Annotated in this window: 12 protein-coding genes; 1 reads left to right on the top strand and 11 read right to left on the bottom strand. The window is 67.9% G+C overall.

Annotated elements, in window-relative coordinates; all coding sequences use genetic code 11:
• Position 1: 1 nt before the first annotated feature.
• The 11 genes from nuoK to N4G66_RS16845 are packed head-to-tail and all read right to left on the bottom strand — an operon-like array spanning position 2 to position 10793.
• On the bottom strand, positions 2-301 hold the full coding sequence (nuoK, locus tag N4G66_RS16895) for an NADH-quinone oxidoreductase subunit NuoK (protein WP_261704931.1): 300 nt from the start codon (positions 299-301) through the stop codon (positions 2-4).
• Positions 298-1113: an NADH-quinone oxidoreductase subunit J gene (locus tag N4G66_RS16890; RefSeq protein ID WP_261704930.1), complete on the bottom strand. Its 816-nt coding sequence runs from the start codon at positions 1111-1113 to the stop codon at positions 298-300. The genes nuoK and N4G66_RS16890 overlap by 4 nt, the downstream gene beginning before the upstream one ends.
• Positions 1110-1739 (bottom strand): NADH-quinone oxidoreductase subunit NuoI, encoded by a 630-nt coding sequence (nuoI, locus tag N4G66_RS16885; RefSeq protein ID WP_261704929.1) that lies wholly within the window; start codon positions 1737-1739, stop codon positions 1110-1112. The genes N4G66_RS16890 and nuoI overlap by 4 nt, the downstream gene beginning before the upstream one ends.
• A complete protein-coding gene (gene nuoH, locus N4G66_RS16880) occupies positions 1732-3105 on the bottom strand; it encodes an NADH-quinone oxidoreductase subunit NuoH (RefSeq protein WP_261704928.1) in 1374 nt (457 codons plus the stop codon). Before nuoH ends, nuoI begins: the two co-directional genes overlap by 8 nt.
• Positions 3102-5606, bottom strand: coding sequence for an NADH-quinone oxidoreductase subunit G (locus N4G66_RS16875; protein WP_261704927.1), 2505 nt, complete (start codon positions 5604-5606; stop codon positions 3102-3104). Before N4G66_RS16875 ends, nuoH begins: the two co-directional genes overlap by 4 nt.
• The gene (gene nuoF, locus N4G66_RS16870) at positions 5603-6955 is read right to left on the bottom strand and encodes an NADH-quinone oxidoreductase subunit NuoF (protein WP_261704926.1); all 1353 of its coding nucleotides are present in this window, start codon (positions 6953-6955) and stop codon (positions 5603-5605) included. Before nuoF ends, N4G66_RS16875 begins: the two co-directional genes overlap by 4 nt.
• Positions 6952-7794: an NADH-quinone oxidoreductase subunit NuoE gene (nuoE, locus tag N4G66_RS16865; protein WP_261704925.1), complete on the bottom strand. Its 843-nt coding sequence runs from the start codon at positions 7792-7794 to the stop codon at positions 6952-6954. Before nuoE ends, nuoF begins: the two co-directional genes overlap by 4 nt.
• On the bottom strand, positions 7791-9131 hold the full coding sequence (locus N4G66_RS16860) for an NADH-quinone oxidoreductase subunit D (protein WP_261704924.1): 1341 nt from the start codon (positions 9129-9131) through the stop codon (positions 7791-7793). Before N4G66_RS16860 ends, nuoE begins: the two co-directional genes overlap by 4 nt.
• On the bottom strand, positions 9128-9868 hold the full coding sequence (locus N4G66_RS16855) for an NADH-quinone oxidoreductase subunit C (RefSeq protein ID WP_261704923.1): 741 nt from the start codon (positions 9866-9868) through the stop codon (positions 9128-9130). The genes N4G66_RS16860 and N4G66_RS16855 overlap by 4 nt, the downstream gene beginning before the upstream one ends.
• Entirely contained in the window at positions 9865-10419 is a 555-nt protein-coding gene (locus N4G66_RS16850; RefSeq protein WP_003998928.1) for a NuoB/complex I 20 kDa subunit family protein, read from the bottom strand. Before N4G66_RS16850 ends, N4G66_RS16855 begins: the two co-directional genes overlap by 4 nt.
• A gap of 14 nt (positions 10420-10433) precedes the next feature.
• A complete protein-coding gene (locus N4G66_RS16845; RefSeq protein ID WP_037627175.1) occupies positions 10434-10793 on the bottom strand; it encodes an NADH-quinone oxidoreductase subunit A in 360 nt (119 codons plus the stop codon).
• Between the two features lie 723 nt (positions 10794-11516).
• On the opposite strand from N4G66_RS16845, the gene N4G66_RS16840 reads away from it, so the two are divergent.
• Positions 11517-12350: a C40 family peptidase gene (locus tag N4G66_RS16840; RefSeq protein ID WP_261704922.1), complete on the top strand. Its 834-nt coding sequence runs from the start codon at positions 11517-11519 to the stop codon at positions 12348-12350.
• Positions 12351-12407 lie beyond the last annotated feature (57 nt).

The following is a 12407-nucleotide window of genomic DNA, read 5'->3' as shown; positions in this document are numbered from 1 at the left end:
CTTACAGCTTCATCAGGCTGGCGTCGTCGACCGAGGCCGAGTGGCGGGAACGGAACAGCGACACGATGATCGCGAGCCCGACCACGACCTCCGCGGCGGCGACGACCATCGTGAAGAAGGCGATGATCTGGCCGTCGAGATTGCCGTGCATCCGGGAGAAGGCGACGAAGGTGAGGTTGCAGGCGTTGAGCATGAGCTCGATGCACATGAACACCACGATCGCGTTCCGCCTGATCAGCACACCGGTGGCGCCGATCGTGAACAACAGGGCGGCGAGATAGAGGTAGTTGACCGGATTCACTTGGACGCCTCCTCCGTCTTCGTGCGCTCCAGACGCTCCTCGGCACGCTGCTCCAGCGCCTTCAGATCGTTCAGCGCTTCGGCCGACACGTCACGGATCTGCCCGCGGTCGCGCAGCGTCTTGCTGACGGTCAGCACGGAGGGAGTGCCGTCGGGGAGCAGGCCCGCGATGTCCACCGCGTTGTGCCGGGCGTAGACACCCGGCGCCGGCAGCGGCGGTACGTGCTTGCCCTCGCGCACGCGCTGCTCGGACAGCTCGCGCTGGGTCTTGGGCCGCTCGGTGCGCTCGCGGTGCGTCAGCACCATGGCGCCGACGGCGGCCGTGATGAGCAGGGCGCCGGTGATCTCGAAGGCGAACACGTACTTCGTGAAGATGAGGGCGGCGAGGCCCTCCACGTTGCCGTTCGCGTTCGCCTTCGCCAGACCGTCGAAGTCCTCGATGGAGGCGTTGCCGATACCGGCGAACAGCAGGACACCGAAGCCGAGTCCGCAGACCAGGGCCAGCCAGCGCTGCCCCTTGATGGTCTCCTCCAGCGAGTCCGCCGCGGTGACGCCGACGAGCATGACGACGAAGAGGAAGAGCATCATGATCGCGCCGGTGTAGACGACGATCTGGACGATGCCCAGGAAGTACGCGCCGTTGGCGAGGTAGAAGACCGCCAGGACAATCATGGTCCCGGCGAGGCACAGCGCGCTGTGCACAGCCTTCCTCATGAAGACGGTGCACAGGGCGCCGACCACCGCGACGGTGCCGAGGACCCAGAACTGGAAGGCCTCTCCGGTGGAGGTGGAGTAAGCGGCCAGGTCGGTCATGCTTTCTCCCCCTCTCCGGCGGCCGTACCCGAAGGCGTGGCCGAGGGGTGCAACTCGCCTTTGGAGACGGCCACCTGGCGCTCGGTACCGGGCGCGGCCTCGGTCACCAGACCCCGGTAGTAGTCCTGCTCGTCCGTGCCGGGGAAGATCGAGTGCGGTGTGTCGACCATGCCTTCCTCGAGTCCGGCGAGCAGCTGCTCCTTGGTGTAGATCAGGTTGGCGCGGCTGCTGTCGGCGAGCTCGAACTCGTTCGTCATCGTCAGCGCGCGCGTGGGGCACGCCTCGATGCACAGTCCGCACAGGATGCAGCGGGCGTAGTTGATCTGGTAGACGCGGCCGTACCGCTCGCCCGGGGAGTAGCGCTCCTCCTCGGTGTTGTCCGCGCCCTCCACATAGATGGCGTCCGCGGGGCAGGCCCAGGCGCACAACTCGCAGCCGATGCACTTCTCCAGGCCGTCCGGATGACGGTTGAGCTGGTGCCGGCCGTGGAACCGCGGCGCGGTGGTCTTCTGCTGCTCCGGGTACTGCTCGGTCAGCCGCTTCTTGAACATGGCCTTGAAGGTCACGCCGAAACCGGCGACGGGGTTCTGGAAACCCGGTTTGGTCTCCTTCGGCTCCTCAGCCATCGGACCCCTCCTTTCCGTCACGAGATCCGGTAACCGATCCATCACTCGCAGTATCGGACCCGCCACTGACAATCAGCTCCCGCTCACGGCGCGGGCGGCGCCGCGGTACCGGCGGCAGCTCCTGGCCGGGCAGCGGGGGCACGGGGAATCCACCGGCCATCGGGTCGAAGGCGGCGGGCTCGGCGGGCGTCTCCTGGGCTCCCTGCTTGTCGCGGAAGATGTCCGCCACGAACGACAGCAACAGGAGAACGAGGACGCCTCCGCCGACGTACAGGGCGATGTCCGCGAAGGCGACGTGCTCGTTGCGCAGCGTCCGTACCGTCGCGACGAGCATCAGCCAGACCACGGAGACCGGGATGAGGACCTTCCAGCCGAGCTTCATCAGCTGGTCGTAGCGCACGCGCGGCAGCGTGCCGCGCAGCCAGATGAAGAAGAACAGCAGCAGCTGTACCTTCACCACGAACCAGAGCATCGGCCACCAGCCGTGGTTGGCGCCCTCCCAGAAGCTGCTGATCGGCCACGGGGCCCGCCAGCCGCCCAGGAAGAGCGTCGTCGACACGGCCGAGACCGTCACCATGTTCACGTACTCGGCGAGCATGAAGAGCGCGAACTTGATCGACGAGTACTCGGTGTTGAAGCCGCCGACGAGGTCGCCCTCGGACTCCGGCATGTCGAAGGGGGCCCGGTTGGTCTCGGCGATCATCGTCACGATGTAGATGAGGAACGAGACCGGCAGCAGGACGATGTACCAGCGGTCGTGCTGCTGCTCGACGATCGTCGAGGTCGACATCGACCCGGAGTAGAGGAACACCGAGGCGAACGCGGCGCCCATGGCGATCTCGTACGAGATCATCTGCGCGCAGGACCGCAGACCGCCCAGCAGCGGGTAGGTGGATCCGGAACTCCAGCCGGCGAGCACGATCCCGTAGATGCCCACCGAGGCCACCGCGAGGATGTAGAGCATCGCGATCGGCAGGTCGGTGAGCTGCATCGTGGTGCGCTGGCCGAAGATCGAGACCTCGTCGTCCGCGGGCCCGAAGGGGATCACCGCGATCGCCATGAAGGCCGGGACGGCCGCGACGATCGGCGCGAGGACGTAGACCACCTTGTCCGCGCGCTTGACGATGAGGTCTTCCTTCAGCATCAGCTTGATGCCGTCGGCGAGCGACTGGAGCATCCCCCAGGGCCCGTGCCGGTTGGGGCCGATGCGCAGCTGCATCCAGGCGACGACCTTGCGCTCCCACACGATGGAGAAGAGCACGGTCACCATCAGGAAGGCGAAGCAGAACACCGCCTTGACGACGACCAGCCACCAGGGGTCGTGGCCGAACATCGAGAGGTCTTCAGCGGCGAGGTACGGCGTCATGCCTCCACCTCCTTGGGGGCCTCGGCGGCGATCGTCGCCGGGCCGATGCGGACGAGTGCGCCGGGCAGGGCGCCGGTGTCGGAGGCGACGCCCGCACCGGTCGAGTTCAGCGGGAGCCAGACCACGCGGTCGGGCATCTCGGTGATCTGCAGCGGGAGTTCGACCACTCCGGCGGGACCCGTCACGGCGAGGACGTCGCCGTTCTTGACCCCGGCCTCGGCGGCCGTGGCGGTCGACACGCGCGCGTGTGCGGCGTGCCGGGTCCCGGCGAGCGCGTTGTCGCCCTCCTGGAGGCGTCCCTGGTCGAGCAGCAGCCGGTGCCCGGCCAGTACGGCCTCACCGGCGGCCGGACGGGGCAACTGCACCCCGGTCTCCAGGGATTCGGTGGCACGCGGCCCGTCCCAGGCGCCGAGCCGGTCGAGTTCCCCGCGCGTGGTCCGCAGATCCGGCAGACCCAGGTGTACGTCCATGGCGTCGGCCAGCATCTGCAGGACGCGCGCGTCGGTGGGAGCCAGGCGCCGGGTCATCTGGTCGGGCTTGAGAGCCGCCTCGAAGGAGCGGACCCTGCCTTCCCAGTTGAGGAAGCTTCCGGCCTTCTCGGCGACCGCGGCGACCGGCAGGACGACGTCCGCGTGCTCGGTGACCTCACTGGGCCGCAGTTCGAGCGACACCAGGAAGCCCACCTCGGACAGCGCCGCACGCGTGCGTGCCGGGTCGGGAAGGTCGGTGACCTCCACGCCCGCGACCACCAGGGCCCGTAGTTCGCCGCCGGCGGCCGCCTCCACGATCTGGCCGGTGTCACGGCCGTAGCGGTGCGGCAGTTCGGAGACGCCCCAGGCCACGGCGACCTCGTCCCGCGCGCGCGGGTCGGTGGCCGGGCGTCCGCCCGGCAGCAGCGACGGAAGCGCGCCCGCCTCGATCGCGCCGCGCTCCCCTGCCCGGCGCGGGATCCACACCAGTCGGGCGCCGGTGGCGGTGGCGGCCCGCACGGCGGCGGTCAGCCCGCCCGCCACGGCGGCCAGCCGCTCACCGACGGCGATCACCGCGCCCTCGGCGCGCAGCGCCTCGGCGGCCTTGGCACCGTCGCCCTCCAGACCGACGCCGCTCGCGAGCGCGTCCAGCCACTCGGTCTCGGTGCCGGGCGCGGCCGGCAACAGCGTGCCGCCCGCCTTCTCCAGGCCGCGTGTGGCGTGCGTGGCGAGGGAGAAGGTCTTCTGCCCGTGTCCGCGCCACGCCTTGCGCAGCCGCAGGAAGACGCCGGGCGCCTCCTCCTCGGACTCGAAGCCCGCCAGCAGAACAGCGGGCGCCTTCTCCAGAGAGGTGTAGGTGACGCCCGTCCCGTCGAGGTCCCGGCCGCGTCCGGCGACCCGGGCGGCCAGGAAGTCGGCCTCCTCGGAGCTGTGCACGCGCGCGCGGAAGTCGATGTCGTTCGTGTCGAGGGCCACGCGCGCGAACTTGCTGTACGCGTAGGCGTCCTCGACAGTGAGCCGGCCGCCGGTGAGGACACCGGCCCGGCCGCGGGCCGCCGTCAGCCCCTGCGCGGCGGCTTCGAGCGCCTCCGGCCAGGAAGCGGGCTCGAGGACACCCTCGGCGTTGCGCACCAGGGGCGTGTCGAGGCGGTCGCGCTGCTGCGCGTACCGGAACCCGAACCGCCCCTTGTCACAGAGCCATTCCTCGTTGACCTCGGGGTCCGGCGCCGCGAGGCGCCGCATCACCTTGCCGCGCCGGTGGTCGGTGCGTGTCGCGCAGCCGCCGGAGCAGTGCTCGCACACGGAGTGCGAGGAGATGAGGTCGAAGGGGCGCGAGCGGAAGCGATACGCCGCCGACGTGAGCGCGCCCACCGGGCAGATCTGGATCGTGTTCCCGGAGAAGTACGACTCGAACGGGTCGCCGTCACCGGTGCCGACCTGCTGGAGCGCGCCCCGTTCGATCAGTTCGATCATGGGGTCGCCCGCGATCTGGTTGGAGAAGCGGGTGCAGCGGGCGCACAGCACGCACCGCTCGCGGTCGAGCAGCACCTGTGTGGAGATCGGGACCGGCTTCTCGTACGTCCGCTTCTTGCCCTCGAACCGGGACTCGGCCTGGCCGTGCGACATCGCCTGGTTCTGCAGGGGGCACTCGCCGCCCTTGTCGCAGACCGGGCAGTCCAGCGGGTGGTTGATGAGCAGCAGCTCCATCACACCGTGCTGTGCCTTCTCGGCCACCGGCGAGGTGAGATGAGTCTTGACGACCATCCCGTCCGTACAGGTGATCGTGCAGGACGCCATGGGCTTGCGCTGGCCCTCGACCTCGACGATGCACTGGCGGCAGGCGCCGACCGGGTCGAGGAGCGGGTGGTCGCAGAACCGGGGGATCTCGATGCCGAGTTGTTCGGCGGCCCGGATGACCAGGGTGCCCTTGGGCACGCTCATCTCGACGCCGTCGATCGTCAGCGAGACGAGATCCTCCGGCGGGACCGCCGCTTCCCCGCCTCCGGAGGGAGCGCTGGTGGTCACTGTCATGCGTTCACCTCCGTGTGCTTGTCCGCCCAGGCCGTGGACCTGGCCGGGTCGAAGGGGCAGCCGCGGCCCGTGATGTGCTGCTCGTACTCCTCGCGGAAGTACTTGAGCGAGGAGAAGATCGGCGAGGCGGCACCGTCGCCGAGGGCGCAGAAGGACTTGCCGTTGATGTTGTCGGCGATGTCGTTGAGTTTGTCGAGGTCGGACATGGCGCCCTTGCCGGCCTCGATGTCGCGCAGCAACTGCACGAGCCAGTAAGTCCCTTCACGGCATGGCGTGCACTTGCCGCAGGACTCGTGGGCGTAGAACTCGGTCCAGCGGGTGACGGCGCGGACGACACAGGTCGTCTCGTCGAAGCACTGGAGTGCTTTCGTGCCGAGCATGGAACCCGCGGCGCCCACTCCTTCGTAATCAAGAGGGACGTCGAGATGCTCGTCGGTGAACATCGGTGTCGAGGAGCCGCCCGGCGTCCAGAACTTCAGCCGGTGACCGGGACGCATCCCGCCGCTCATGTCGAGGAGTTGGCGCAGCGTGATGCCGAGCGGTGCCTCGTACTGGCCGGGACTGGCGACATGGCCGCTGAGGGAGTAGAGCGTGAAGCCCGGAGACTTCTCGCTTCCCATCGACCTGAACCATTCCTTGCCATTTTGGAGAATTGCGGGAACTGACGCGATCGACTCGACGTTATTTACAACAGTTGGACACGCATAGAGGCCCGCGACAGCAGGGAAAGGGGGACGGAGCCGCGGTTGACCACGGCGGCCTTCGAGCGAGTCGAGCAGCGCGGTCTCCTCACCGCAGATGTACGCGCCGGCGCCCGCGTGCACGGTGAGCTGGAGGTCGAGTCCGCTGCCCAGGATGTTCTCGCCGAGGTAGCCCGCCGCGTAGGCCTCACGTACGGCCTCGTGCAACCGCCGCAGTACGGGGACCACTTCACCGCGGAGATAGATGAAGGCATGCGAAGACCGGATGGCATAGCACGCGATCACAATGCCCTCGATGAGGCTGTGCGGGTTCGCGAAGAGGAGCGGGATGTCCTTGCAGGTTCCCGGCTCCGATTCGTCGGCGTTGACAACTAGATAGTGAGGTTTGCCATCTCCCTGAGGAATGAACTGCCATTTCATTCCGGTCGGGAATCCCGCACCGCCGCGGCCCCGCAGCCCGGAGTCCTTGACGTACGCGATCAGGTCGTCCGGTGACATGGCGAGTGCCTTGCGCAGGCCCTCGTACCCCTCGTGCCTTCGGTAGACGTCCAGCGACCAGGACCTGTCCTCGTCCCAGAAGGCCGACAGCACGGGTGCGAGCAGCTTTTCGGGACTCGTTTCGTTGATCTCGGCTGCCAAGGTCATCACTCCCCCTCCTCTGCCACAGGACCCGCCGGGTGGGACGGGTCGGAGGCCGACGTGTCCTGCGGCGCGTCGTGTGAGCTCGGGTGCTCGGCGGGCCGCTGGTTCTGAGGTGCCCCTCCGCCTCGCGGATGCACCACGCGCGCGGGGGCGCTCTCCCCCTTGGCCAGGCGCAGCCCCACCAGTGACGCGTGGCCCGCGCTGCCGCCGGCCTCCACCGCGCCCTCGCGCTCGTCGGGGAAGCCCGCCAGGATCCGGGCGGTGTCCTTGAAGGTGCACAGCCGGGCCCCGCGGGTCGGGTCGACGTCCACTCCCGCGCGCAGGTCGTCGACGAGACGCTTGGCCGAGTCCACGGTCTGGTTGTCGAAGAACTCCCAGTTGACCATCACGACCGGCGCGAAGTCACAGGCCGCGTTGCACTCGATGTGCTCCAGGGTGACCTTGCCGTCACCGGTGGTCTCTCCGTTGCCGACACCCAGGTGGTCCTGGAGGGCTTCGAAGATGGCGTCGCCGCCCATGACGGCACACAGAGTGTTGGTGCAGACACCCACCTGGTAGTCACCGCTCGGCTTGCGCCGGTACATCGAGTAGAAGGTCGCGACCGCGGTGACCTCGGCCGTCGTCAGACCCAGTACCTCCGCGCAGAACCGCTGTCCCGTGCGCGTGACATGGCCCTCCTGCGACTGCACGAGATGCAGCAACGGAAGGAGCGCCGAGCGGGAGTCGGGGTAGCGGGCGATGATCTCGCGCGCGTCCGCCTCCAGCCGGGCTCGGACATCGGCCGGGTAGTCGGGCGCGGGCAGTTGGGGCATGCCCAGGCTGACGCCCTCGGGGGTGGTGGTCACCGGTCGACGCCTCCCATCACGGGGTCGATGGACGCGACGGCGACGATGACGTCGGCGACCTGGCCGCCTTCGCACATGGCCGCCATGGCCTGCAGGTTGGTGAAGGACGGGTCCCGGAAGTGGACCCGGTAGGGGCGGGTGCCTCCGTCGGAGACGACGTGCACCCCGAGCTCGCCCTTGGGTGACTCGACCGTCGCGTACGCCTGTCCCGGCGGCACGCGGAAGCCCTCGGTCACCAGCTTGAAGTGGTGGATCAGGGCCTCCATGGAGGTGCCCATGATCTTCTTGATGTGGTCGAGCGAGTTGCCGAGACCGTCGGGGCCGAGCGCGAGCTGGGCGGGCCAGGCGATCTTCTTGTCGGCGACCATGACCGGGCCGGGCTGCAGCCGGTCCAGGCACTGCTCGACGATCCGCAGCGACTGGCGCATCTCCTCCAGGCGGATCAGGAAGCGCCCGTAGGAGTCGCAGGTGTCGGCGGTCGGGACCTCGAAGTCATAGGTCTCGTAGCCGCAGTACGGCTGGGACTTGCGCAGGTCGTGCGGCAGGCCCGCCGAGCGCAGGACCGGGCCGGTGGCACCGAGGGCCATGCAGCCGGCCAGGTCGAGGTAGCCGACGTCCTGCATACGGGCCTTGAAGATGGGGTTCCCGGTGGCGAGCTTGTCGTACTCGGGAAGGTTCTTCGTCATCTTCTTCACGAACTCGCGGATCTGGTCCACCGCGCCCGGGGGCAGGTCCTGGGCGAGTCCGCCGGGGCGGATGTACGCGTGGTTCATCCGCAGGCCGGTGATCAGCTCGTAGATGTCGAGAATGAGCTCACGGTCGCGGAAGCCGTAGATCATGATCGTGGTGGCGCCCAGCTCCATGCCGCCGGTGGCGATGCACACCAGGTGGGAGGAGATCCGGTTCAGCTCCATGAGGAGCACGCGGATGATCGTGGCGCGGTCGGGGATCTCGTCCGTGATGCCGAGAAGCTTCTCGACGGCGAGGCAGTACGCCGCCTCGTTGAAGAACGGCGTCAGGTAGTCCATGCGCGTCACGAACGTGGTGCCCTGGGTCCACGTGCGGAACTCGAGGTTCTTCTCGATGCCCGTGTGGAGGTAGCCGATGCCGCAGCGGGCCTCGGTGACCGTTTCGCCGTCGATCTCCAGGATGAGCCGGAGCACGCCGTGGGTGGACGGGTGCTGCGGGCCCATGTTGACGATGATGCGCTCGTCGTCGGACTTGGCCGCCGACTGGGCGATCTCGTCCCAGTCGCCGCCGGTGACCGTATATACGGTGCCCTCGGTCGTCTCGCGGGCCGAAGCGGCTGATGCCCCGGAAGGGGTCTGCGTGCTCATGAGTACGACCTCCGCTGGTCCGGAGCCGGGATCTGGGCGCCCTTGTACTCGACGGGGATGCCGCCGAGGGGGTAGTCCTTGCGCTGCGGGAACCCTTGCCAGTCGTCCGGCATCATGATCCGCGTCAGCGCCGGGTGACCGTCGAAGATCAGCCCGAAGAAGTCGTACGTCTCGCGCTCGTGCCAGTCGTTCGTCGGATAGACGGAGACGAGCGAGGGGACGTGCGGGTCCGCGTCGGGGGTGCTGACCTCCAGGCGGATCAGCCGGTTGTGGGTGATCGAGCGCAGGTGGTAGACGGCGTGCAGCTCGCGGCCCTTGTCGTGCGGATAGTGGACGCCGGAGACGCCGGTGCACAGCTCGAACCGCAGGGCCGGGTCGTCGCGCAGGGTCTGGGCGACGCGGAGCAGGTACTCGCGTTCGACGTGGAAGGTGATCTCGTCGCGGTCGACGACCGTCTTGTCGATGACGTTCTCCGGGACGAGTCCCTGTTCCTCCAGGGCGCCCTCGAGCTCGTCGGCCACTTCGTCGAACCAGCCGCCGTAGGGGCGGGTGGCCGCGCCGGGGAGCCGGATCGAGCGGACCAGGCCGCCGTATCCGGAGGTGTCGCCGCCGTTGTTGGCACCGAACATGCCGCGCTGGACGCGGATCTCCTCGCCCTTGTCGCCTCGCTGGCCGGGAAGGTTGGAGGCGCCGAGGTCCTTTTCGGGGTTGACCCCGTTGCCGTTCGCGTCGCTCACCGCAGCAGGCCCTTCATCTCGATGGTGGGAAGCGCCTTGAGCGCCGCTTCCTCCGCCTCGCGGGCCGCCTCCTCGGCGTTCACGCCGAGCTTGGAGGTCTGGATCTTCTGGTGGAGCTTGAGAATCGCGTCCATCAGCATCTCGGGCCGGGGCGGACATCCGGGCAAATAGATGTCGACCGGGACGATATGGTCGACGCCCTGCACAATGGCGTAGTTATTGAACATTCCACCTGATGACGCACAAACCCCCATGGAGATCACCCACTTGGGATTGGGCATCTGGTCGTAGACCTGTCGCAGCACCGGCGCCATCTTCTGGCTCACCCGGCCGGCCACGATCATCAGGTCGGCCTGGCGGGGTGACCCGCGGAAGACCTCCATACCGAAACGCGCCAGGTCGTAACGCCCGGCGCCGGTCGTCATCATCTCGATGGCACAGCAGGCGAGTCCGAACGTCGCGGGGAAGACGGACGCCTTGCGCACCCAGCCCGCGGCCTGCTCGACGGTGGTCAGCAGGAATCCGCTCGGCAGCTTTTCTTCGAGTCCCATGTCTTAAAGGCCCCTCAGTCCCATTCCAGGCCGCCGCGCCGCCATACGTACGCGTACGCCACGAAGACGGTGAGCACGAAGAGCAGCATCTCCACGAGCCCGAAAACACCCAGGGCGTCGAAGGTGACGGCCCAGGGGTAGAGGAAGACGATCTCGATGTCGAAGACGATGAAGAGCATCGCCGTCAGGTAGTACTTGATGGGAAAGCGCCCACCGCCGACCGGCGTGGGGGTCGGCTCGATGCCGCACTCGTACGCGTCGAGCTTGGCGCGGTTGTACCGCTTCGGACCGATCAGCGTGGCCATGACCACGGAGAAGATCGCAAAGCCTGCCCCGAGGGCTCCCAGTACGAGGATCGGCGCATACGCGTTCACGCTCCTCGCTCCTCTCAGTCGGCACTGACTGGTGGCGGTTCGGCGAGCCTGCACCCCTGCCTCGCCAGCACCGCGAACCCCGCCCGTCCTGGCGAAGATCACGGACATGTGAAGCAGGTCACAAGCCCAACTGCCTCGCATCTTATGCCCGGCGGTCTGTGATCTGCGACACGGGGTATTGCACAAGCTTTGTGATCTCCACCACCTGACGAACGATCATGAAGTCGGATGAGCGGTGATCTTCACACGCGAAGCGTCAGGTCGGTCACCAGATGTGACATTTTCGCTCATCACCGCAGGCCCAGGGGGGCATCTCAATATCAAGAGACTTCCGCTGCATGCAAATTGGTGTTGGACGCACCCTCTTGATAGAGGACTGCGTTCACACTTCAGAGGGGATCCGTGGACGGATGTGGACACGTGCACGCGTTCACGAGCGGGGGTGGCCGGGAAGCGGTCGGGGTTCACGCGCGGGACGCGACCGCCCGGGTGACCGTTCCGTGACCTGCGCCACATCTACCTATGGGTCAGATAAGCCGGGCTTGGCCATCGGCTTCAACCGGTGGTAGGTGGCGGGCAATTCGGACGTAATGCTGAAAGGCCATGATCACGGGCTTGGTGGACGGTGTCCGCAATGCCCGTTACGGCGTCAATAAAGAGTGACGCGCGACGAATTCGGCCGTCGATTGAACAACTGTGGCGCACCACACGTTTCTTGAAGGTATGAGGGAGCCCCTGGTACCGCTAGTACCCATGTCCCACACCGCACACATACGAAGCCACCGGAAGCCCCGCCGCAACGCCCCGTCGCTCGCGATGCGCGCCGGAGTTGCCGGTGGCGTCCTCAGCACGCTGGCAGTGGCCGCGGCAGCGGGCTCGGCGAGCGCCGCCGAGCCCGTGACGCAGACCATGGAACTGCCGACCCTGACGGCCGATCTGGCCACCCAGGTCGCGCAGTCCGCGGACGCCACCCAGCAGACCGCGGCCAACTACGAGTTGCAGGCGGAGCGCGACGCGGCCGCCGCCAAGGCGGCCAAGCAGGCCAAGGCCGACCTGGCCGACGCCAAGCAGAAGGCCGAGGTCAAGCAGAAGGCCGAGGCCGCACGCAAGGCCGCGGCGGCCGAGGCTGTCTCGCGTTCCTCGGCGCGGACCGTCCTGTCGACCAGCGCCTCCACGTCCACGAATGTCACCGCCCCGGCCAGCGGCAGCGTCGCGACCGTGATCGCGTTCCTCAAGGCGCAGGTCGGCGACGCGTACGTCATGGGCGGCACCGGACCCAACGCGTGGGACTGTTCCGGGCTGGTGCAGGCGGCGTTCAAGCAGGTCGGCGTCGACCTGCCGCGTGTCTCGCAGGACCAGTCGGTGTCCGGTACGCCGGTTTCGCTGTCCAATGTCCAGGTCGGCGACATCCTGTACTGGGGTTCAGCGGGTTCGGCTTACCACGTCGGTGTGTACATCGGTAACGGGCAGTACCTGGACGCGGCCAACCCCGGCAAGGGTGTCGTGATTCAGGACCTTTCGGGCTACCCGGCGACGGGCGCGGTGCGCGTGCTCTGACCCACGGGTGTCTTCCGGAGGGCCGCTTCCTGTGCGGGGAGCGGTCCTTCGGGCTGT

The organism is Streptomyces rhizosphaerihabitans (assembly GCF_025399795.1).
Classification (GTDB): domain Bacteria; phylum Actinomycetota; class Actinomycetes; order Streptomycetales; family Streptomycetaceae; genus Streptomyces; species Streptomyces rhizosphaerihabitans.
Note: the sequence above shows the minus strand (reverse complement) of the source record. Positions and strands in the feature narration are given on the sequence as shown.

Coding starts and splice junctions, on each gene's coding strand:
- N4G66_RS16890 (WP_261704930.1), bottom strand. CDS start 1,113: ATGACCGACCTGGCCGCTTACTCCACCTCCACCGGAGAGGCCTTCCAG.
- nuoI (WP_261704929.1), bottom strand. CDS start 1,739: ATGGCTGAGGAGCCGAAGGAGACCAAACCGGGTTTCCAGAACCCCGTC.
- nuoH (WP_261704928.1), bottom strand. CDS start 3,105: ATGACGCCGTACCTCGCCGCTGAAGACCTCTCGATGTTCGGCCACGAC.
- N4G66_RS16875 (WP_261704927.1), bottom strand. CDS start 5,606: ATGACAGTGACCACCAGCGCTCCCTCCGGAGGCGGGGAAGCGGCGGTC.
- N4G66_RS16860 (WP_261704924.1), bottom strand. CDS start 9,131: ATGAGCACGCAGACCCCTTCCGGGGCATCAGCCGCTTCGGCCCGCGAG.
- N4G66_RS16850 (WP_003998928.1), bottom strand. CDS start 10,419: ATGGGACTCGAAGAAAAGCTGCCGAGCGGATTCCTGCTGACCACCGTC.
- N4G66_RS16840 (WP_261704922.1), top strand. CDS start 11,517: ATGAGGGAGCCCCTGGTACCGCTAGTACCCATGTCCCACACCGCACAC.